This is a genomic window from Caballeronia sp. TF1N1 (assembly GCF_022878925.1).
Taxonomy (GTDB): Bacteria; Pseudomonadota; Gammaproteobacteria; order Burkholderiales; family Burkholderiaceae; genus Caballeronia.
The window spans coordinates 392,743-414,470 of the sequence record NZ_CP084628.1; the positions used below are offsets into that span (position 1 = coordinate 392,743).

At 61.3% G+C, this 21,728-nt stretch carries 20 protein-coding genes; 12 read left to right on the forward strand and 8 right to left on the reverse strand.

Features of this window, described 5'->3' with window-relative positions; all coding sequences use genetic code 11:
* Positions 1-101: 101 nt before the first annotated feature.
* The 4 genes from LDZ28_RS22585 to LDZ28_RS22595 all read left to right on the forward strand — a co-directional run bounded on the left by LDZ28_RS22585 (position 102) and on the right by LDZ28_RS22595 (position 3,966).
* Entirely contained in the window at positions 102-845 is a 744-nt protein-coding gene (locus LDZ28_RS22585; RefSeq protein ID WP_244830838.1) for a fimbria/pilus periplasmic chaperone, read from the forward strand.
* Between the two features lie 151 nt (positions 846-996).
* Positions 997-3,165 (forward strand): fimbria/pilus outer membrane usher protein, encoded by a 2,169-nt coding sequence (locus tag LDZ28_RS22590; RefSeq protein ID WP_244830839.1) that lies wholly within the window; start codon positions 997-999, stop codon positions 3,163-3,165.
* A complete protein-coding gene (locus LDZ28_RS32900) occupies positions 3,098-3,394 on the forward strand; it encodes a fimbrial protein (RefSeq protein WP_370652252.1) in 297 nt (98 codons plus the stop codon). Before LDZ28_RS22590 ends, LDZ28_RS32900 begins: the two co-directional genes overlap by 68 nt.
* 53 nt (positions 3,395-3,447) lie before the next feature.
* Positions 3,448-3,966: a fimbrial protein gene (locus LDZ28_RS22595; RefSeq protein ID WP_244830840.1), complete on the forward strand. Its 519-nt coding sequence runs from the start codon at positions 3,448-3,450 to the stop codon at positions 3,964-3,966.
* A gap of 548 nt (positions 3,967-4,514) precedes the next feature.
* On the opposite strand, the gene LDZ28_RS22600 is transcribed toward LDZ28_RS22595, so the two are convergent.
* The 3 genes from LDZ28_RS22600 to LDZ28_RS22610 form a co-directional block, all read right to left on the reverse strand.
* Complete coding sequence (locus LDZ28_RS22600) at positions 4,515-6,629, reverse strand: bifunctional diguanylate cyclase/phosphodiesterase (RefSeq protein WP_244830841.1); 2,115 nt, start codon at positions 6,627-6,629, stop codon at positions 4,515-4,517.
* A gap of 118 nt (positions 6,630-6,747) precedes the next feature.
* Positions 6,748-8,028 carry a cardiolipin synthase gene (gene cls / locus LDZ28_RS22605; RefSeq protein ID WP_244830842.1) on the reverse strand — a complete coding sequence of 427 codons (1,281 nt, stop codon included), beginning with the start codon at positions 8,026-8,028 and terminating at the stop codon, positions 6,748-6,750.
* 57 nt (positions 8,029-8,085) lie between these two features.
* On the reverse strand, positions 8,086-8,838 hold the full coding sequence (locus LDZ28_RS22610; protein ID WP_244830843.1) for a DUF4410 domain-containing protein: 753 nt from the start codon (positions 8,836-8,838) through the stop codon (positions 8,086-8,088).
* Between the two features lie 324 nt (positions 8,839-9,162).
* On the opposite strand from LDZ28_RS22610, the gene LDZ28_RS22615 reads away from it, so the two are divergent.
* Positions 9,163-9,951, forward strand: coding sequence for an SDR family NAD(P)-dependent oxidoreductase (locus LDZ28_RS22615; RefSeq protein ID WP_244830844.1), 789 nt, complete (start codon positions 9,163-9,165; stop codon positions 9,949-9,951).
* Here the strand turns inward: LDZ28_RS22615 and LDZ28_RS22620 are convergent.
* From LDZ28_RS22620 to LDZ28_RS22630, 3 genes are all read right to left on the reverse strand, one after another.
* The gene (locus LDZ28_RS22620) at positions 9,948-11,381 is read right to left on the reverse strand and encodes a UdgX family uracil-DNA binding protein (RefSeq protein WP_244830845.1); all 1,434 of its coding nucleotides are present in this window, start codon (positions 11,379-11,381) and stop codon (positions 9,948-9,950) included. The two genes, LDZ28_RS22615 and LDZ28_RS22620, sit on opposite strands and share 4 nt — an antisense overlap.
* 7 nt (positions 11,382-11,388) lie before the next feature.
* Positions 11,389-12,600 (reverse strand): putative DNA modification/repair radical SAM protein, encoded by a 1,212-nt coding sequence (locus tag LDZ28_RS22625; RefSeq protein WP_244830846.1) that lies wholly within the window; start codon positions 12,598-12,600, stop codon positions 11,389-11,391.
* A 76-nt stretch (positions 12,601-12,676) separates the two neighbouring features.
* Positions 12,677-13,036, reverse strand: coding sequence for a DUF3140 domain-containing protein (locus LDZ28_RS22630; RefSeq protein WP_244830847.1), 360 nt, complete (start codon positions 13,034-13,036; stop codon positions 12,677-12,679).
* A 103-nt stretch (positions 13,037-13,139) separates the two neighbouring features.
* Here LDZ28_RS22630 and LDZ28_RS22635 point away from each other — a divergent pair, with 103 nt between their 5' ends.
* Both LDZ28_RS22635 and LDZ28_RS22640 read left to right on the forward strand, forming a co-directional pair.
* Complete coding sequence (locus tag LDZ28_RS22635) at positions 13,140-13,361, forward strand: hypothetical protein (RefSeq protein WP_244830848.1); 222 nt, start codon at positions 13,140-13,142, stop codon at positions 13,359-13,361.
* A 144-nt stretch (positions 13,362-13,505) separates the two neighbouring features.
* Entirely contained in the window at positions 13,506-13,823 is a 318-nt protein-coding gene (locus LDZ28_RS22640) for a hypothetical protein (RefSeq protein WP_244830849.1), read from the forward strand.
* A 70-nt stretch (positions 13,824-13,893) separates the two neighbouring features.
* Here LDZ28_RS22640 and LDZ28_RS22645 read toward each other — a convergent pair whose 3' ends face one another.
* The gene (locus LDZ28_RS22645; RefSeq protein ID WP_244830850.1) at positions 13,894-14,844 is read right to left on the reverse strand and encodes an aldose 1-epimerase; all 951 of its coding nucleotides are present in this window, start codon (positions 14,842-14,844) and stop codon (positions 13,894-13,896) included.
* Positions 14,841-15,626, reverse strand: coding sequence for a phytanoyl-CoA dioxygenase family protein (locus tag LDZ28_RS22650; RefSeq protein WP_244830851.1), 786 nt, complete (start codon positions 15,624-15,626; stop codon positions 14,841-14,843). The genes LDZ28_RS22645 and LDZ28_RS22650 overlap by 4 nt, the downstream gene beginning before the upstream one ends.
* 190 nt (positions 15,627-15,816) lie before the next feature.
* Between LDZ28_RS22650 and LDZ28_RS22655 the strand changes: the two genes are divergently transcribed.
* The 5 genes from LDZ28_RS22655 (at position 15,817) to LDZ28_RS22675 (ending at position 21,601) form a co-directional block, all read left to right on the forward strand.
* Positions 15,817-16,917, forward strand: a complete 1,101-nt coding sequence (locus LDZ28_RS22655; RefSeq protein ID WP_244830852.1) for a LacI family DNA-binding transcriptional regulator — start codon at positions 15,817-15,819, stop codon at positions 16,915-16,917.
* Between the two features lie 105 nt (positions 16,918-17,022).
* Positions 17,023-18,030, forward strand: coding sequence for an ABC transporter substrate-binding protein (locus tag LDZ28_RS22660; RefSeq protein ID WP_244830853.1), 1,008 nt, complete (start codon positions 17,023-17,025; stop codon positions 18,028-18,030).
* A gap of 70 nt (positions 18,031-18,100) precedes the next feature.
* The gene (locus LDZ28_RS22665; RefSeq protein ID WP_244830854.1) at positions 18,101-19,657 is read left to right on the forward strand and encodes a sugar ABC transporter ATP-binding protein; all 1,557 of its coding nucleotides are present in this window, start codon (positions 18,101-18,103) and stop codon (positions 19,655-19,657) included.
* A gap of 62 nt (positions 19,658-19,719) precedes the next feature.
* The gene (locus tag LDZ28_RS22670; RefSeq protein ID WP_244831005.1) at positions 19,720-20,637 is read left to right on the forward strand and encodes an ABC transporter permease; all 918 of its coding nucleotides are present in this window, start codon (positions 19,720-19,722) and stop codon (positions 20,635-20,637) included.
* Between the two features lie 7 nt (positions 20,638-20,644).
* Positions 20,645-21,601 carry an ABC transporter permease gene (locus LDZ28_RS22675; RefSeq protein WP_244830855.1) on the forward strand — a complete coding sequence of 319 codons (957 nt, stop codon included), beginning with the start codon at positions 20,645-20,647 and terminating at the stop codon, positions 21,599-21,601.
* The last annotated feature ends 127 nt before the right edge of the window (positions 21,602-21,728 follow it).

Consider the following 21,728-nt stretch of genomic DNA (forward strand, 5'->3'; position numbering starts at 1 on the left):
TTCGGCAGCGATTGAGTTCGCATAACTAAGAGGTCATGCGAGGGTGGGCACGAGCCCGTCCTCGCGTTGGGTCAAAGCATTTGGTTGGAATTTTAGTTCCCATGAGACTGGCAATCAGACTACTCACAACTACAGCGCTGTGCATTGGGTACCTCACCGTGGCGCCACAAGCGTATGCCTCCGTGGTGGTTGCCGGCACGCGCGTCGTCTATAACCAGAGTGACTCAGAAGTCACCGTGAAGCTGACGAACAATGGAAAGCTTCCGGGGCTGACCAAGGTATGGCTGGATAAGGGCGACCCGGACGCCAAGCCGGACAGCATCGACGTCCCGTTCACGATCACGCCTCCCATCATGCGCATCGATCCGGGCAAGTCTCAGACGTTGCGCATCATGTCGACCGGCGAGGCGCTGCCTGCCGACAAGGAATCGATTCTCTACCTGAACGTGCTGGAAGTTCCGCCAAAGCCTTCGGGCGATGAGGCGTCGGCCAACCAGCTGCAGCTGGCGTTTCGTACACGCATCAAGTTCTTCTTCCGGCCGACTGGACTGAAAGGGCAAGCGTCGGACGCGCCCGGCGCTGTCGTTTGGCACGTCAAGCGTGATGGCTCGACGAATGCGATCGAAGCGTCCAACAGCTCTCAGTATCACGTTTCTTTCGACCGCATCGAACTCACGGGGGACGGGCATACCGCGGCATTCGATCAAGGTGGAATGGTCGGGCCGGGAGAATCAAAGTCGTTTCCGCTCAAGGGTGAAGTGCCTTCATCCGGCGGAAAGGTCAAATACACCGCCATTAATGACTACGGTGGCCCCCAGTCTGGCGAAGCGACTCTGGCTCCCTGACTAAGAGACAACCCCGGTTCGACAACGTGGCCGACTAACCACGAGTTTGCAAACGCGCCGGATTTCCTCCAAAAGACGCGCAGGCTGGCATGCACGCCCTCAAAGGCTGCAGGGCCATGCACGCCCGTAATTTTCGTATGCGTCAGGGAACATGAAATACCGCAGCATTAAGTTGGCACGCACGCACATCAAACCGGTAAGTATTCTGGTTATCCAAGCTGTCGCGGCAATGGGCACTAGTTGCCGTGCGTGGGCCGATGCACCGCAACACTATGCCGCCGTCGAATTCAACGAGCAATTCCTCGATTCCAGCGATTCCGAGAAGTTAGACGTATCTCGATTCAATAAAGGCCAAGAAGTGCTTCCGGGCACGTATCGGTCCGACATATATGTCAACGACGCTTGGAAAGGAAAGCTGAATATCGAGGTGCGAGAGTTGGGAGGGGACTCCCACGAGGTTGTCCCTTGCATGAATGCCGATCTGCTCGAACGGCTTGGCGTCGACCCGAGAAAGCTCTCGGCGGAGTCGACCGCCAAACTCGAAACAGCAGATATGGGCTGCCTGACTCTGTCAGACTTGATTCCGAACGCGGTCGCGTCGTTTGATGGTGGCGAGCAACGGCTGGACGTCTCCATCCCCCAGATCGTGATGAATAGCCGTGCCCGAGGCTATGTCGATCCGAAGTACTGGGAGGACGGCGTGCCTGCGGCCATGCTGCAATACAACGCCAACGCATATCACAGTTCGTCGCCGCAATTCAATAACGACTCTCAGTATCTCGGACTGATCGGCGGGATCAACGCGGGTGCCTGGCGCTTTCGCTATCAGGGCAACCTGACGAACACCAGTAACGGTGGTTCGCACTTCCAAAGCGTGCAAACCTATGTTCAGCGCGGGTTCAAGGGAATCAAGAGCCAGTTGACCGTCGGTGACACTTTCACCGACGGCGCGCTATTCGACAGTTATGGCGTTCGAGGCGTCACACTGGGCACCGATGACCGGATGTATCCGGAATCGCAGCGTGGCTATGCGCCGGTCATCCACGGCATTGCGAATAGCAACGCCAAGGTTCAGATCCGGCAGAACGGCAACATCATCTACGAAACGACCGTCTCCCCCGGTGCTTTCGAGATTGACGACCTGTATCCGACTGGCTACGGCGGCAATCTCGATGTCATCGTCACGGAAGCAGACGGGTCTCAGCATATCTCAACTGTGCCGTACGCCGCAGCCGTCAATGCGCTGCGTCCGGGGGTGACGCGCTATAGCGCAACGATAGGTGAGTATCGTGATGCCACGCTCAACATCCATCCCTTCGTCTCGCAGTTCACGATACAGCACGGCATAAGCAACCTGCTGACGCTTTACGGCGGAATCACCGCTGCGGATCTGTATTTCGCGGGCATGATGGGCACGGCGCTGAATACTAGCGTTGGTGCATTCGGCGTGGACGTGACCAGCGCGACCGCGAGTTTCAAGCGACTCGGCACACGCAACGGTGCCAGCGTACGCCTGAGTTACTCGCAGCTCTTTGCACCAACCGACACGAATATCGCGATCGCGGCGTACCGCTATTCCACGAGCGGTTTCTTCAGCTTGCCTGATGCCATGACCATGCGTCAATTGAACGACGACGGTCAGCTAGCGGCTATGTCGGCGCTACAGAAATCGCGTGTTCAGTTCGTGCTGAATCAGAGCATCGGGTCGAGCGGCCGTTTTGGGTCGGTGTATGCAATGGGTTCGGTCACATCCTACTGGAACCGCTCCGGTCACGACACGCAGTATCAAATTGGCTATAACAACAGTTGGAAGCGTCTGACCTATGGCGCGTCGCTTGTGCGCCAGTATCAGGTCGATGCGGACCGATGGGACAACCGAATCATGCTGAATCTTACGGTTCCGCTGGGTTTGGGTTCGCACGCGCCGCAATCGTCGACGTACTTCCAGCATGACACGAGCGACAGCAGTTCAAGTATTCAACAGTCGATCACCGGCACCTTGGGTGACGACAACGCCATCACGTATGGCCTGAATGGAAACTTCAACGACGGCGGCCACGCACGCAGTTCGTTCAATGCAGGCGCCAATGTGGGCTATATGTCGCCATTCGCGCTATTGACGGCCAACGCCAGCACGGGACGTCAATACTCTCAGGTGGGCGCGAGCGTTTCAGGCGGTGTGGTGGCCTGGGGTGATGGCGTTGCGTTCACGCCGAACATGGGTGAAACCGTGGCCGTGGTGGAAGCCAAGGATGCGGCTGGAGCCAAGCTTGCGAACGGTTCGGGCCTTCGCGTGGAATGGAGCGGTTCCCGGCTTTAGCAACGTCGCTGCCTTGAGCGGAAGCCCATCTGCCGGCGGTGTCGGAATCCAACTCTATGACAGCACCGGTGCAGTCTTTCCGCTTAGCGTGTACAAAACTTTGAGCAACTTTAATAGCGCCACGGGCGGTACCTACAATATACCGCTTACGGCACGCTACTACAGAACCGGAGCCCTTACTCCGGGACCGGCGAACTCGACCATGACGATGACCGTGCTGTACCAATAGAACGGTCAAAAAGAGTTTACGCCATTCAAGTTTTTAGACATCCAGGAAATTAAATGAACAAGCTTAAGCTTATTGCAGTAGTCTCGGCATTGGTCGCCGCGAAGTCGGTGTTTGCAGTCGATGCGACGCTCAACTTCACAGGCACAATCATTTTGCCGACCTGCACGGTCGATTCTAGCAGTTCGAACCAGACGATCTCACTCGACACGGCGAAAACGACGGATTTCGCGGCTGTAGGGTCCACTCAAAATCCTCGGCCGTTCAACGTGAAGTTGGCCTCCTGTGCTACGAATACCAACGTGACAATGACCGTGAATGGTACCAACGATACATTGACCAGCGTGTTGAAAAACACTGGTTCAGCGGCGCAAGTGGGAGTGCAGTTGTTGAAGGCAACAAACGTTGGCGACACAACCGGATCGCCTATTACGCTTGGAAGCGCGGAATCGCTCGGCGCTGTCGATGCGACGAATGAGATGACCATCCCGATGGTTGCGCAATTTTATCGACTTGGAGCAATGACAGGTGGTACGGTGACGGCGGTAGCTACAGTAAATTTCGCGTATAATTAATACTTCGTTTTCCAAACTGACATATAACAAATCAAGCTTGACTATCTAAGCGCGCTTTAAACGCTTTCAGCTTGAACTATCGACTACTCACCGTCCTATTCGTCTTTCATTCCGCGTGTCGTTGCACCGATATCCTCGGCTAACGACTCGGACTAACCCATTCTCGTTTTCAAATTCGAGAATTTTTATCAACGCTTTAACTTCAAGTAGGTTCAATAATGAATATGCAGAAAATCACGCGAAGCGCACTCGCACAAGTCGATATCGCGGGAGCCGGTTCGACGTCATCTTCCTCATATACGAGCGTTACAATCAACATCACACGAGCCGATACAACTGGTGGCCTTAAGTCCGGAATCGTGATATCCGTTCAGTAAGATGATTAGCTAGTCACGATGTTTCGCGGAGCCATCACCCATGGCTCCGCGTTTCTTTATGTAGCGCCTCTACCCATGCGGCAAGTTACTTCTGTACATCGACATCTCGCTCCAGGACTAGCTTCGTTCGGGAGGGAGATTGTATGGATCGCTATGAAACGCCCGGCGCGCTTATCCCGTAATTAAGCCAGACGCCGATGCGCCATTTACCGCATCATCGGTCCTCGCGTCCGAAGGAACCAGCAACTCGCCAAACGCATCCGCCGAAAGCGGTCGTGCCAGCAAGAAGCCTTGCATTTCATCGCACATCAAGTCTTGCAGGCGATTCAATTGCGATCCCGTCTCGACGCCTTCCGCGACCACATCCATATCCAGCGAATGCGCGAGCGCAATGATCGCCGACACGATCGCGCGCCCTTCGTGGCCGTTCTCGTCCAGCCCGTTGGTAAAAAACCGGTCGATCTTCAATTGCTTCGCGCGAAACCGCTGCAGATACGCGAGACTCGAATAACCCGTGCCGAAATCGTCGATGGCGATTTCGAAGCCATTGTCCTGAAACGCGCGAATCATCTCGATGGTGCGCGGCGCGTCCTGCATGGCGACGGTCTCGGTGATCTCGAACATGATCTGGTCGCTCGGCACGCTCTCTTCACGCACGATTCGCATCACGTTCGCCACGAGGTCCACTTCGTTCATCTGACGCGGCGACAAGTTGATGGCCACCTTCACCGCCGGCCGCCCCTCGGCACGCCAGCGCGCGATATGTCGGCAAGTCTCGCGCACGACCCAGTAGCCGATCTGCACGATCTGCCCCGAGCGCTCCGCAATCGGAATGAATTCGAGCGGCGTCAGTACGCCGATCACGGGATGATCCAGCCGGATGAGCGCTTCCGCGCCCGCCAGCGTACCGTTGGCGCCGCGAAACTTCGGCTGGAACAGCAAATAAAAGTGTCCCGCGTTCAATGCCTCGTGCAACGCCTGCTGAATCTGCAAGGTCCGCACGGCGGCTTCGTTCATGCTCGCCTCGAAAAAGCGATAGGTGCTGCGCCCGCCGCGCTTCGCTTCGTACATGGCGATATCCGCGTGCTTGAGCAAGGCATCGACCGTGTCGCCGTCCTGCGGATAAAGCGCAATGCCGATGCTCGGCATTACCTGCAAGGTATGTTTCGCGACCATCAGCCCCTGACGCATGGATTCGAGCACGCGCTCGGCCATCTTTTCGGCATCGGCGGGCTCGGGAAGGTTTTCCAGCATCACGACGAATTCGTCGCCGCCGATGCGCGCCACCGTATCGCCACCACGCACGCATTGTTGCAGACGCCGGCCGAACGCCTTCAGCACTTCATCGCCGATGGAGTGGCCGAGCGAATCGTTGATCGTCTTGAAGCCGTCGAGGTCCATGAAGAGAATGGCGAAGCCGTTGCCGCCCGACTGCGCGCTCTTGATCGCGCGCTCGATGCGCTCGGTGATCGTGCTGCGATTCGGCAAATCGGTCAGCGTGTCGAAGGTCGCCATGCGCACGATCTGTCCGTTCAGCCGCGAGACGGAGCCGGCGAGGAACGCGGTGCGCGCATCGAGACGCGACAGCACCAGCGTGATGATCAGAATGGTGAGCGTAAAGAGCACGACGGTAGTCGCGAGCCAGTGCGTATCGACATCGTTGGCCGCGCCGCAGATCGAACCCGGCGCGAATTCGGCCGCCGCGTTGCCGGTGTAATGCATGCCCGTGATGGCGATTCCCATCACCAGCGCCGCCGCCGCGCGCTTGGTCAGCACGTGCGACTTGTTCGCGTCAGACAAGGTCCGCGCAATCCACAACGCCGCGCCTGAAGCCACGATGGCGATCACGATCGACGCCGCGAACAGCGTCGGGTCGTAGACGATCGCGGGCAGCATGCGCATGGCGGCATCGCCCGTATAGTGCATGGCCGCGATGCCCGCGCCCATCATCACGCTGCTGACCACGAGCCGTCGCGCCGTGAGCTTTGCGCCGGTGATCACGTAAAGCGCGAAGAACGACGTCAGGACGGCGATGACCAGCGATCCCGTGGTGATCCAGAAGTCGTAGCCGAGCGGAATCGGCAACTGGAACGCCAGCACGCCGATGAAATGCATCGACCAGATGCCGAGGCCCATGGACGCGGCGCCGCCTGCGAGCCAGACGTGGCGCAGGCGCGACTGCCCAAGCATGGCGAGGCGGCCCGAAATGTCGAGCGCGGTGAAAGAGGCAAGCGTCGCGACGATCAAGGATGCCGCGACCAGCCATAAGTTATAGGTGCCGTGCATGTCCGGGCCGATGTCGAAGACTCAATAGTGTGAGCGTCTTATCGGCGCGGTATCGCGCTTCTTTAGTGTGCGACTGCAATTAGTTCCGCACGCAACTTTTGTCCAGGTAAGAAGCGCTTCACAGTTGCGAATCGAGAAGCGCGGCCACGCGTTCGAGCACGCGTTCGCGCAAGGACCGATGTTGCCAGTCTTCCAGCGTGATGCGTTTGGCTCGGGTCACGTCGTCGTCGAAGATAGCGGTCTGCTGGGCCGCGAAGTCGCGGTCGTAGATGTTGAGATTGGCTTCGTCGTTGAGCTTGAAAGACCGGCTGTCGAAGTTGGTCGACCCGACCGACACGAGATATTCGTCGACTACGATCAGCTTGCAGTGGAACATGGTCGGCTGATATTCGTACATCTCCACGCCCGCCGCGAGCAGGTCGCCCCAGCAGGCGCGCGAGGCTTCGCGCACGGTGTGTGTATCGATCCGCTTGCCCGGCGTGATGATACGCACGCGCACGCCGCGCTTCGCCGCTTCCACGATGGCGTTGATCGTCAGCTTGTCCGGCACGAAATACGCGCTCGACAGATGGATCGACGTCGTGGCGGCGGTGATCGCCATGAGATACATGAGTTGCATGTCGTCGCTGCCGCCCGAGGGCGATGAGCTGAACATGTGCGCGAGGCCGTCGCCCGCGGGCGCGATCTCGGGAAAGTAGTCGCCGCCGTGCAGCACGTTGCCCGTGGCCTTGACCCAATTGTCCATGAAGACCGCCTGCATCTGTCCCACCGCCGGGCCGGTTATCCTGAAGTGCGTGTCGCGCCAGTGCTTCTCGTCCTGAGCGTGTCCGGTCCATTCCTCGGCAATGCCGACGCCGCCCGTGTAGCCCGTATGACCGTCGATCACGAGCAACTTGCGGTGCGTACGGTCGTTCATGCGGCCAAGACCGGTCCAGTGCGGCTTGTGATACTGAATGACCTCCGCGCCCGCGTCCTTGAGCATCTGCAAGTAGCGCTTGTCCATCTTCGAGGAGCCGACCCAGTCGAGCAGCACGTGTACCGCGACGCCGGAGCGTGCTTTCTCGGCGAGCGCGGCGGCCACCTCTTCGCCTATCTTGCCCGACCAGTAGATGAACGTTTCGAAGGTAATGGTTTTCTTCGCCCCGCGAATGCCCGCGAGCATAGACGGGAAAATCTGGTCGCCGTTGACGAGCATCTCGAAGCAGTTGCCATCGACGACGGGCGGGCCGAGCAACAGTCCCATCGAGCGGAGGAATTGCGGGTCGTCGCTCGCGTAGAGCCGCTCGATCTTGTGTTCGATCTTCTTTTCGCCGCTCGTCAGATTCGCGATCAGCAGCACGATGACCACGGTCACGACGACGGTCAGGACAATCACAGCAATCAGGGCAAGCGCCGGCATGCGGGGGTCTCGGTGAAGGAACTGGCGTCCGGGACCCACAGTGTATTGGGTTTTTGTTCAACCGCTAACTGCCGTCCAGCCCGCTTCCCGGCTCACCTTGGCGATTTCCTTGGCGATGGCGTCGCCCAGGCGCTTTTCATCGGACGATACATCCGCGTGCTTCGTCTCCGATACCGCGTGCATGCCGCCCGATACCGCGAGCGAACTCGCCACATGGCCCGCCGCCACGCCGACGCCCGCCATTTCCGCGACGCCCGGTGCGTGGCCGCTGTCGCCCTTTGCATCGAACTGTTCGATGACTTGCGGCGCGCCGTGCGCCGGCTTGAAGACGAGTTGCACGTTCGCGCCCACCTTGCTTTCGCCCGCGCCGAGTCCGATCAGGACGCGCCGGCGGCGATTGCCCGCATCGATCGTGCTGAAGTCGCCGACCACGGCGAGCACGTTTTGATCGTCCGGCGGCGCGACGTCGGCGCGAATGGCGCGCAGACCCTGCGCTTGCAGCTTCGCGACGATTTCGTTGGCCACTTCCTCACGCGCGGCCGTGGCGTACTGCGCTTGCTGTGCGGCGGATGTATCGCCCGAGAACGCGCTGGAAAGCTTCGACGCGAGACCATGTTGATCGAGCTTGACTTGGGACGCGTCGCTATCGAAAGCGTAGACGTAGATCACGTCGGGGCGTGCGACGGTCTGCGCGTTTGCGTTCGCACAACCGGCCATGAGCGCCGCTCCGGCAAACAGGCTTGCCACCGTCACGCGGCGAGCCAGCTTCAGCAGCGAGTGGTGCGAAGGGGTCTTGATCGAGTCGAACATGATGTGCACCTTGTATGCCGGCCGCGCCGGAAAGCAAAAATTCGGGGATATCGGACCGTATAACCGCGATCCTGGCTGTGCGTGATACGGCGCTTGGGTTCACTCGTTACCGCGATGTCTGCGTCACGCTGGTCGCCACTATGGACGATGCCCGCCGCGTGCGCCATCGAGCATTTATGTCGCGAGGTTTCACGTCTTTCGCGGCCTTCGCGGCCCGCGCCGGCGCACCGCTTGTGCAGAGGTGCACCACTTCTGGTTACCATGACCGCCAGGCGTCGCGCGAAGTGGCGCGCCGCATCCACGAATCGTTTTCAAGGAGCGCATATGGACCTCAAGATCGCCGGCAAGCTGGCATTCGTATCCGGATCGACCAAGGGCATCGGGCACGCCATCGCGGTGGGACTCGCGCGCGAAGGCGTGCGGGTGATCCTCAATGGCCGCTCGCAGGCTTCCGTCGATGCCGCCCTCGCCAAGCTCAAGGGGCAGGCGCCGGGCGCACAGGCCGAGGGTTTCGCGGGCGACGTATCGGATGCCGCTCAGGTCGCGGAACTCGTGAAGCGCTTCCCGAGTGTCGATATTCTCGTGAACAACATGGGCATCTTCGATCCCAAACCCTTCGAAGAAATTTCCGATGAAGAATGGCTGCGCTTCTTCAACGCCAACGTGATGTCGGGCGTGCGGCTTTCGCGCGCCTATCTGCCGAAGATGAAGGAGAAAAACTGGGGCCGCGTGGTGTTCATCAGCAGCGAGAGCGGTATTCAGATTCCCGTCGAGATGATTCACTACGGGTTGACCAAGACCGCGCAGCTGGCGCTGTCGCGCGGTCTTGCCGAGACGTGTTCGGGCACGAACGTGACGGTCAATTCGGTCTTGCCCGGTCCGACGAGTTCGGAAGGCGTCACGGAATTCGCGGAGAAGCTCTCGGGCGGCAAGAGCCTGAAGGACTTCGAAAAGCAGTTCTTCGAGGAAGCCCGGCCGACCTCGATTCTCAAGCGCTTCATCACGCCCGAGGAGATTGCGAACACGGTCGTGTATGTGTGCTCGGAACTGTCTTCGGCGACCAACGGAGCGGCGGTTCGCGCGGATGGCGGCGTCGTGAAGTCGGCGTTTTAGCGCGACGCGTTCACTTCGGCGGCCTTTTTGAGCGCACTGACGATAGCCGCGACGGTTTTCTCGCGCGCGGCTTCGTCGTTCTGCCGCAGCGCATACGAAGGGTGATACGTGGCGACGATGAACTTGTCGCCATACGGCACCACGCGGCCGATATGCGCCTGCAAGGTCGCCCGCTTGCCGAGCAAGGCAGTCAGCGCCGTGGCCCCGAGCGTGACGATCACGCGCGCGCCGGTCTCCTGAAGCTCCTTGTCGAGCCAGTACGAACACGCTTCGATTTCCTGCTGCCCGGGCGTCTTGTGCAAGCGCCGCTTGCCGCGCGGCTCCCATTTGAAATGCTTGACCGCATTCGTGAGATAGACCTGCTCGCGCGGAAGCTGCGCGCGGCGCATGGCGTCGTCCAGTAACTGCCCTGCCGGGCCGACGAATGGTTCGCCCTTCAAATCTTCCTGATCGCCCGGTTGCTCGCCGAGCAGCATGATGCGCGCGTCGGCCGGGCCGCTGCCGGGTACGGCTTGCGTCGCGTGCTTCCACAGCGAACAGCGGCGGCATTCATCGAGCGATGTAGGCGCGTCGCGTTCGGGTTGCGCGGCGTCGGCTTCGACCTGCACCGCCTTGCCGCCGAGTGCGCCGACGCTGCGCGCCTGGCCGACACGCCGCGCGCCGCCGCGCGCATCGCTCACGAGCTTGGGAATGAGCGCGCCTTCGGGCAAACCTTTCCAGAACCGCACCGGCATATGCTGTTCGAGCGCGTTCTCGTTCAACCGCGCCGGGTTGAAGATGCTTCGGTAGTAGGTCATCCAGAGCGCCTCGGCGGCGTCGGCGGTGTCGTTCGCGTGATCGGCGGCGAGCGCGCGGCGGCGCTCGAGTTGCAGGCGCTCGCCGTTGAAGAGCGCGGCGCCATCGGGCGTGGTGATGAGCCACGACGAGCGTCCCATGCGCGCCGCGAAGTGTTCGGCGGCCCAAGCGAGCACGTCGTGATCCGGCTCGTACCATGCGACGTACTCGGGTGCGCCGAGTGCCTCGTCGCGCTGCCGGAAACGCACGTAGGCGATCATGTCGTGCTGCGCGCGCCGCACGGCCTTGGCCATCTTGTAAAGCCGCGCGCCGTCTTCATCCGCGGGAGATGCCACCGAACGGTCGCCATGCGTCCAGCGCCATAGCACGAGATAGAGGAAGCTCCAGCGGCGTTCGTCGCGAAAGCAGGCTGCGTCTTTCAGCAACGCCGCCAGTTCCTTCGAAACCCGGATCTGTGCGGGCTTCACCTCGGAAGCGGCGGCGTCTTCAACGACGTCGCCGAACAGGGCAGGCGCTTGCGCCGCGCCTTCGGCCGTGCGCCATTCGATCGATTCGGGCGCGCGCTCTTTTGCCAGCGCGATGAGCGCCGCGCTCCGCCAGGAGTCGAAGTCGTCGTCTATCTCGATGACGTGCATGATCCGCTCAGATGAGCGACAACTGCACGGGCTCGGTCGCGAGCGAACGCCGCAACTGCTCCGTCGAAGCCTCGCGCAACGGCGGCCGATAATCGTCCGTCACGATGAACGGTTTCACCTTGTCCATTGCGCAACGCAGCCGCGCGACATCGTGATACCGCACGCGCCGAGAACGGCGCAACTCGACGATACGCTTGGCATTGCGCATGCCGATGCCCGGCACTCGCGAGATCATGCGCACGGGCGCGGCGTTCAGATCCACCGGAAAGCGTTCGCGATGCGACAGCGCCCAGGCGAGCTTAGGATCGATATCGAGCGAGAGGTTACCGGCCGTTCCGAGCAATTCCTGCGCTTCGAAGCCGTAGCCGCGCATCAGAAAATCCGCCTGATACAGCCGATGCTCGCGCAACAATGGCGGCGCCTGCGACGGCACACCCGACGGGCTGTCGGGGATCGGGCTGAAGGCCGAGTAATAGACGCGCTTGAGCTGATAAGAACCGTACAGCGTTTCCGCCGTGCCGAGGATAGTGCGGTCATCGGTCTCGTCCGCGCCAACGATCATCTGCGTGCTTTGCCCGGCGGGCGCGAAACGCGGCGCGCGCGGCTCCGCTTCCGACTCTTCGCGCGCCACGCGAATGTTGCCCATCGCGAGCTTGATGGTGCGGCCGCTCTTCTCCGGCGCAAGCCGTTCGAGGCTGATTTCGGTCGGCAGCTCGATGTTGACGCTCAAGCGGTCCGCATAACGCCCCGCCAGTTCGATGAGTTCCGGGTCGGCATCCGGTATGGTCTTCAGATGGATATAGCCGCGAAAGCGATGCTTTTCACGCAGCGATCGCGCCACTTGCACGAGCTGATCCATCGTGTAGTTCGACGAACGGATCACGCCTGAACTGAGAAACAAGCCGTCGATGTAATTGCGGCGATAAAAGTCCAGCGTGAGCTTGACGACTTCGTCCGGCGTGAAGCGGGCGCGCGGCACGTTACTCGACCGGCGGTTGATGCAGTAGCGGCAATCGTAGAGACAAAAGTTGGTCAGCAAAATCTTGAGCAGCGACACACAGCGGCCGTCCGGCGTGAAGCTATGGCAAATGCCCGAGCCCGTGCTCGCGCCGAGCCCGTCGATGCCGCGCGATTCCCGTTTCGGCGCGCCGCCGCTGGCGCACGACGCGTCGTACTTGGCGGCGTCAGCAAGAATTTCGAGCTTTTCGGACAGATCCATCTTGGCTTTTATACTGTATATACGTACAGTATTCTATGTGTGTGGGTAGCGGAAAGCAATCGACCGTTTTGGCGGCTTATTTGAGAGGATCATGGCCCCAGTTCATCAGCGAATAGCGCCAGTGCGAGTGCTCGACGTCACTCGGTCGTTGCGCGAGGTGTCGCTTGATATAGCCGACCACTTTGCGCATATGCGCGTAGTCGTCATCGCTCAGGTCGGCCTTCTTCTTGCCGAGTATGTCGATAATGTGCCGCCCCGACTTGTGTCCCACGGACTCGCTGTTGCCGTCTTTCTGGCCAACTTCGCGGGATTGATCCGTCGCGAGCCACTTTTCTATCTGGTGCGGCGTCATGTTCACGAGGTCCTTGAAAGCTCCGTAGATTTGGGCTTCATCTTCGTCCGCAGGGTGTCCATGCTGCGCGTGTCGAGTGGTCATGAGCGTTCATCCGTTAAGTTTCTCGTCACGAAAGAGCAAGCCTTGCACCCGGCAAGACGCCGCAAGCGTGCTAGCCTTTGTCCACTCACCTACGGAGAAATCAATGCGCTTTGATTACCGGTCCTTTCACATCGACTGCACCGCGCCACACGACGAAGACGGGAATTACCAGGCTCACGCGCGAATTACGCGCGCCTCGGAAGACGACACCGCGCATGTGGAAGTTTTCGATTCAGGCGATCTCGACTCCTTCCAGAGCCAGGCGGATGCGCTGCATTGCGCGCGCTCGTGGGCTATCGAGTGGTGTGACGAAGTGCTTGCCTAACCGCTAACCCGGTGTTCTTTCTTTCAGACGTCGACGGCTGAAAGCTGCTCGCTCGCAACGCGGCACGCCGATTGCGGTATGTAAGCAGCGACGTCGCTCCGGACACGAGGCGGCGCGCATCGAAATTCCACTCGGGAGGACATCATGAAGATTGCACAAAAAAGCTTGCTGGTATCGGCGCTGGTTCTGAGCTTGTCGGGCGCGGCATTCGCGCAGGGCGCGGGCGGCGGAGCAGGCGGCGGTGGCGGCACGGCAGGCGGTAATGGCGCGGGTCAAGGTGGCACGGGCATGAGCACACCGAACGCAAACGGCACGACGGGTTCGACCTCGGGCGCCACCGGTGGCGACACTTCCGGTTCGAACAGCAGCGGCTCGCACAAGATGGGCAAGATGAAAAAGGGCAGCTCGGGCATGTCGAACAACGGCATGTCGAACAACAGCACTGGCGGCCAGTCCAACTAAGTCGTCAACAGTTGAAAGCGCCCGGGCCTTGGTCCGGGCGTTTTCGTTTGTTCTTCAGCGAATCGATGAATCAGCGCACGTTGGTCGTGAGCGAAAACGATGCCGTGATCGACTCACCGGCCTGCAGCACGCCTCCTCCCTTCAGCGCTGGCTCGACGTTCAAATTGACCCAGTCCGCGACATTGCTCACCGGCTCCACGCAAAGCAGTGAAGGAAACACGGCCGGCGCATAGATCACCATGAAGTCCAGCGGTGCATCGGCGTTCAGCGTGACCGAGCGGCCTTCGTTCGGCCAATCGATTGTCGCCGTGTGCTTCCAACCCGTGAAGTGGTTATCCAGATCGAAGCCGTTTGCAGACATGCCTTGCGTCGAAGTCAGTGCATCGACGCTAGCATGCGGACCGGCGTGCAGCGGCAGCGGATCGGGACTTGCATGCCACATCGAATCGACATTTGCGTGAACGAAAGTCGCTTCGGTGCGCGGAAAGTACGGGTGATGTCCCATGCCGAAGGGCATCGCTCTTGGCGAGAGATTGCGCATCGTGATCGTCACATGGAGCGCATGTGCGTCGAGCGTGATGCGCTGTTCGGCTTCGTAAGCGAACGGCCAGTGATGCGCGGCTTCTTGCGAAGGCTCGTGCCGCAAACTCAACGTCGCCTGCGCCTCCGATAACGCGCTCACTTGCCACGGCAGCCGCCACGCATTGCCATGCAGCGCGTGCGCAAAACCGTTGCCGTCGCCGGACAGATCGATCTCCACGCCATCGAAGGCAAAGCGCGCATCGCGAATGCGGTTGCAATACGGCAGCAACGGAAAACTGCCCATGCCGAGCGGATTCCTTGCAGCGAGCGCATCCGGCGTGGCGGGCCGCAGCCAGTGAACCACGCCGTCATCGCGCGTTTCAAAGAACGCCGCTATCGCGCCGCCGATATGCGGAGCGAGCACAACACGCCGCGCGCCATGACGCAGTTCGACGAGCGCTTCATTCCCGCGAGCGTTGGAGTCTAGAGCGGCGTTCAATATGCAAACTGCCGGTAGCTTTCGTCGAAGGTGCGCGCCGTGCTTTCGACTTGCGGGTTGTAACGCAGCAAACGCTTCGCGCGAGCGGGCAAGCTGGCGAAGACATCGCGCGGCACGTCGATCCGCACTTCGGGCCGGAAATACCACGCCCGGCTGTAGCCGACCACGACCATAGGCCGGGGCGCACCGGAAAGATTCGGTGTGCCGCGATGCAAGCCGCGTACATCGCGAATCATCACGTCGCCAACTCGCATTGGCACGCGTTCGGCGGGGAAGCGGCCATCGGCGAGACCGGCGAGCGCTTCTTCGCGCGACATGCGATGCGTGCCGCGCGTGGTTTCGAGCGGACCGTTGCTGTCGTCGACATCGACGAGCGGAAAGTTCACCGCAAGCTGGAACGAAGGCGTTTCCGGCGCATCGTCGAAGAGCGCGGGCGTATCGCGATGCCAGTCTTGAAAGTCCGAACCGCGCACGGGCGTATCAGTTGCGAGCTGGCACATGACCGGATCGGCGCCGGCCACGCGCTCGACGATGGCCACGATGTCCTCGTCGCAAAAAATCGATGGATCGGCAAATGCGCCTTCGAAGGGCAAGGTCACGTAATAGCGGCCTGGCCCGCGGTTTCCGTCCGCTGCTTCTCTATGCGGCGCGAGCAAAGGCATGAACGCATCGCGCCAGGCTTCGATGGTTGCGCGTGGAAAGTGTGCCCGCAACAAAACGAAGCCATCTCGTTCGAAGTCCTGCGCGAGCGCATCTCTTGCGCTCTCGTCGTATCGGCCCATGCGTGTCGTCTCCTTGTTTTATGTTTGCCGAAGTGAAGCCAAGAATGGCATGGGCGTAATCCGTCCGTCAATATTATTAGTAATCTTCCACGCAAAACCAGTGAAAACCCCGAGCGGCATTTCGCGGAATCATCATTAATATTAGCGGCACGCTCACGGATGAATCGCCGCCGTTACGACGGCGCGCCAGATGAAGAAAACCACCCAACGCCGCCCGACGATGACCGACATCGCGAAACTCACCGGAGTCTCGCAATCGACGGTATCGCTCGTGCTGAACAACGCGTCCGGCGCGAAGTTTTCCGACGCCACGCGCGACAAGGTGCTGCGCGCCGCGCACGAACTCGGCTATCGCATGACGCAGCGCGAGCCGCTTTCGTTCGCGCCGCTGGATACGGCGGAGCGCAATCTGATCGTCTATTTGGCCGATGAAATCTCGACCAGTCCGCATCCGGTGGTGAGCATCGACGGCGCGCGCGATGCCGCCTTCGCCCACGGCCGCATGCTCGCGGTTTATTCGACGCACGGCAACGCGGAAATCGAGGCGCGCGTGCTCGACGCGACGCTCGGCAATCCGGACGTGCTCGGCGTGATCTACGCGACGGTCTACACGCGCCGCGTCACGGTGCCCGCCGCGCTCGAACAGGTGCCGACCGTGCTGCTCAACTGCTATGCGAGCGAAGCGAACGTGTCTTCGGTCGTGCCGGCGGAGGTCGCGGGCGGTCACACGGCGACGGATCATTTGCTGGCGGCGGGGCATCGGCGAATTGGTTATATCAACGGCGAACCGTGGCAAGACGCGGCGCGCGACCGGCTCAAGGGTTATCGCACGGCATTGGCGACGGCGGACCTGCCGTTTGCGCCGGAACTGGTCCGCGAAGGCGACTGGGGACCGGCCACTGGATTCGAGCAGACGCTTTCATTGATGCGCGAGGCGAATCCGCCGACGGCCATCTTCTGCGCCAACGACCTGATGGCGCTCGGTGCAATCGAAGCGCTCAAGCAACTCGGACTGCGCGTGCCCGACGATGTCTCCGTGCTCGGCTATGACGATCAGGAGATCGCGCGCCATACGCATCCGCCGCTGTCGAGCGTGGTCTTGCCCAACTACGACCTGGGCCGCTGGGCCGTGGAAACGCTACTGCAGGAAGAACACAACCGCGCGGCCGGCGCACCGGTGCGACGCCGCACCGTGAAGCTGGACGGCCCGCTCATCGAACGCGGTTCCGTCAGGGAAATTACCGAAGCAAAGCAACTCGCAATTAATAATATTAGCGATGACGAGTCATAAGCCGACCACGCATTCGCTGGAAATCAACTCTCGCAGCAATAGACCGGGCAACACATAAGCATCGGCATCAATAGAAGAAGGCACCCATCCCTATCGGAGGAAGACATGCTGTCGCTAGAAAAGAACACTCGCCTGGGCTTGCGCCCGCTCGCCGCCACGCTTGCCGCCCTGACGCTTGCCATGGGTTTCAGCGCGGCCCATGCCGCCGATGACGGCTTGCCGAAGATCGCCAACAAGAAGCCGCTCAAGGTCGGTTTTGCGCAGACCGAGAGCAACAATCCGTGGCGGCTCGCGGAAACCAAGAGCTTCAAGGATGTCGCCGCGAAATGCGGCTGGCAGGTGGTCATGACCGACGCGAACAGTTCGGCCGCGAAGCAGGTATCGGACATTCAAAGCATGATCGCGCAGCACGTCGATCTGCTCGTGTTCCCGCCGCGCGAAGAGAAGCCGCTCGTGCCGGTCATCCTGCAGGCCAAGAAAGCCGGCATTCCGGTGATACTCGTCGACCGCAACGTCGATCAATCGACGGTGAAGGCCGGCCGCGACTACATCACGTTCATCGGTTCGGACTTCATCGATCAGGGTCAGCGCGCCGCCGACTGGCTCGTGAAGGCAACCAACGGCAAGGCGACGATCATCGAACTGGAAGGCTCGACCGGCGCCTCCGCTGCAAACGACCGCAAGAAAGGTTTCGACGATGTCATCGCGAAGAACTCGGGCATGAAGATCGTCGCGTCGCAAAGCGGCGATTTCGCGCGCGACAAGGGTCGTCAGGTCATGGAAACGCTGTTGCAGGCGCATCCGGACGTGACCGCCGTCTACGCGCATAACGACGAAATGGCGCTCGGCGCAATCGCGGCGATCAAGGCGGCCGGCAAGCAGCCGGGCAAGGACATCGTGCTCGTGACCATCGACGGCACCAAGGGCGGACTCGAAGCCATTCAGGCGGGCGAACTGGGCGCAAGCGTGCAGTCGAGTCCGTTCTTCGGCCCGCTCGCGTGCGACGTCGCGCAGAAGTTCGCGAAGGGCGAAACCATCCCGCCGTGGGTCAAGGTTTCGGACCGCTTCTACGACAAGAGCAACGTCAAGGAAAGCATGCAGTACGGGTATTGAGCGCAGTTGGCTGGTTCGCGGGCGTCTATTCACGGACGCCCGCTCTTTTCTCCGGACGAACACCGACGCCATGCCCAACGCTCCCCTCCTCGACATGCAGGACATCGACATCGCTTTCGGCGGTGTGCCCGCATTGAAGCGCGCCCGCCTCACCGTGACGGCGGGCGAAGTGCACGCGCTCATCGGCCAGAATGGCGCAGGCAAGTCCACGCTCATCAAGATTCTCACGGGCGCGTATAGAAAGACCGCGGGCACGATTCGCTTCGATGGCCGCGAAACCGATTTCCGCACGCCCAAGGAAGCGCGTGAAGCGGGCATCAGTACGATCTATCAGGAGATCAACCTGGTGCCGTTCCGGTCGGTGGCCGAGAACATCTTTCTCGGACGCGAACCGCGCCGCTTCGGACTCATCGACTGGAAAACCGTGCAGCGGCGCGCGCATGAATTGCTCGAATCGTTCGGCCTTCACATCGACGTCAAAAAGCCCGTGCGCGAATATTCCACCGCCATTCAGCAGATGGTCGCGCTGGCGCGCGCGGTATCGTCGGATGCGAAGATGGTGATCATGGACGAATCGACTTCCTCGCTCGACGAGCGTGAAGTCGAATTGCTGTTCACGGTCGTGCGCCGCTTGCGTGACGACGGCCGCGCGGTCATCTTCGTGTCGCACCGGCTGGATGAACTCTATGCACTGTGCGACCGCGTCACGGTGATGCGCGACGGCCAGACCGTCGCCGAAAGCAGCATGCAGGAGATGGACAAGCTCAAGCTCGTCACGACCATGCTCGGCCGCACGCTTGCCGCCGTCGTACACGAAGACGATACCGTGAAGGAAGCGAATCTCGCCAAGCGCGGCGCGGTGGCGTTGCGCGCGCAGGGTCTCTCGGCGGGCGCGAAAGTCACCGACGTCACGCTCGATGTCCACGCGGGCGAAGCCGTCGGACTCGCCGGATTGCTCGGCTCGGGCCGCACGGAAACCATGCGCCTGTTGTTTGGCGCGGACCGTCCGTCCAACGGCACGCTCGCGGTCGACGGCGCGGAGATCGCATTCAAGTCGCCGAAAGACGCCATCGCGCGCGGCATCGCTTATCTCACCGAGGATCGCAAGGCCGAAGGCATCGTGCCGGAGCTTTCCGTGCGCGACAACCTCACGCTCGTGTGCCTGCCGGCGCTGACCAGACGCGGCGTGATCGACGTGGCCAAACAGCGCGAAATCGTCGATGGCTTCATCACCTCGCTCGGCATCAAGCTGCGCTCGCCGGATCAGCCGATCCGCGAGCTATCGGGCGGCAATCAGCAGAAGGTGCTGCTCGCGCGCTGGCTCGCGACCAACCCGCGTCTCTTGCTGCTCGACGAACCCACGCGCGGTATCGACGTCGGCGCGAAAGCCGATGTCGCGAAAATCGTGCGCGAGTTACGCGATGCGGGGCTTGCGGTGCTGCTGTCGGCATCGGAACTGGAAGAGTTGACGGCGGTGGCCGATCGCGCGGTCGTGATCCGCGACGGCGAAACGGTCGCGCAACTGGACGGCGCGCAGATGACCGAGACCTCGATCATGGATGCGATCGCTTACGGCACGGGCGAGGAATCGACATTGGCTTCGGCCGCTCAAGGAACCGAGTCGTGATAGAGAAAACCGGCGCACCTATCGTCGCGGATACCGCGCCCGCGCGGAAGAAAAAACGCGGCATGGCGATTCAACGCGAGATCGTCGTGCTCGTCGCGATGATCCTCTTCAACCTGCTCTTTACCGATCACTTCTGGTCGCTGCAGACCTTCAACGTGAACCTTACGCAGGTGGTGACGATCGTGATCGTCGGCATCGGCATGACGCTCGTGGTGGCGACAGGCGGCATCGACCTGTCCGTGGGCGCTTCGATGGCCATCTCCGGTGCGCTCGCGCCGATGCTCTTCATGAACATCGACGGGCCGGGCGGCTTGCTGCTCGCATTCACCTTGCCGATCGTGGCGGCGGCACTATGCGGCGTCTTCAACGGCTTTCTCGTGACGCGGCTGAATGTGCAGCCTATCGTCGCGACGCTCGTGCTGTTCATCGCGGGACGCGGCATCGCGCAGGTCGTCACCGATGGCAGCCTGCAGGCCTTCAACAATCCCGCGTTTCAGTGGATTGCGCTGGGCCGCGTGGCGGGCGTGCCGTTTCAGATCCTGCTCATGCTCGCGCTCGTCGCCATCTTTACGTGGATCGTGCGTAAGACGCTCTTCGGCAAATATCTGCTCGTGACGGGCGGCAACGAGGAAGCGGCGTATCTTTCCGGCATTCCGACCGCGCGCGTGAAGATGATCGCGTACACGGCGTGCGCGGCGCTCGCGGGTCTGGCCGGACTGATTTCGATCTCGGTGAATTCGTCGTCGGATGCGAACGTGGTCGGCCTCGGCGTGGAACTCGATGCCATCGCGGCCGTGGCCGTCGGCGGCACCGCGCTCACGGGCGGCAAGGCGTATATCACGGGCACGCTGATCGGCGCGCTCATCATCCAGTTGCTGCGCTATACGCTGCTTGCACACGGCATTCCGGATGCCGCCGCGCTGGTGCTGAAGGCCGCGATCATCATCGCCGCCGTGTACGTGCAGAGAAAGCGAGGCTGACGACGACATGAAGAAGAACCTCCCGATTCTCATCGCGCTCGCGGCGCTGCTCGTGCTTGGCGTCGTGCGGTACGAGCACTTTGCATCCGAATACAACGTGACGTCGTTCTGGCGCTACAACTCCATGTTCGCGCTGATTTCCATCGGCATGGCGTTCGTCATCATCACGGGCGGCATCGATCTGTCGGTGGGCGCGGTGGCCGCGCTCGCAAGCGTGGTCGCGGCGCTCGCGAGTCCGCATGGCGGCGTCGCGGCGGTGCTCGCGGGGTCGGCTGCCGGTCTCGCGGTGGGCCTGCTCAACGGGCTAGTGATCACGCATCTGCGGATACTGCCCTTCATCGTTACGCTGGCGACGAGTCTCGGCGCGCATGGCCTCGCGCTTCTGCTCGGCCATAACGATGCCGTCGCCATCTCGTCGGACACCGGCTTCGCCAACTTCGGCCAAGGCGATCTCTTCGGCTTGCCAATTCCGGGGCTCGTCGCGGCCGCGGCGGCGATTGTCGGCTGGATCGCGCTGCGCAGCTCACGCTTCGGGCGGCATGCGCTGGCTATCGGCGGGAGCGAGGAAGCATCGCGTCTGATGGGACTGAATGTGGATCGCACGCTCGTCGCCGTGTATGCCGTGAGCGGCTTGCTCGCGGGCATCGCCGGCGCGATTCTCGCGGCGCAATTCGGCGCGGGACAGCCGAACGAAGGCATCGGCTGGGAACTGTTCGCGATCTCGGCGGTGGTGCTCGGCGGCACGCGTCTGACAGGCGGCGACGGCTCTATCGCGATGACCATTGCGGGCGTCGCGCTGCTCGGCCTCGTCTTCAATCTGCTCAACTTCGAGAACGGCCTGGGCTATATCTCGTTATCGGCTTACTGGCAGTCGGTGATTCGCGGGTTGTTCCTGCTGCTCGTGATCGTGCTGCAGGCGCGAGTGCTGAACAGGAAAGCGGTGGTGGCCAAGGTGGCGCGGTAGAGTTTGGATGTTGCACGAGCGTTGGAGCTTGATGAAGTCTATCGCGACGAAACGCCGCTTTAGCAAGCAGCGCCGCGCTTTGCGATCGATGCAAACGGCAAAGTGCGGACCCTTCCCCGCGAACGCG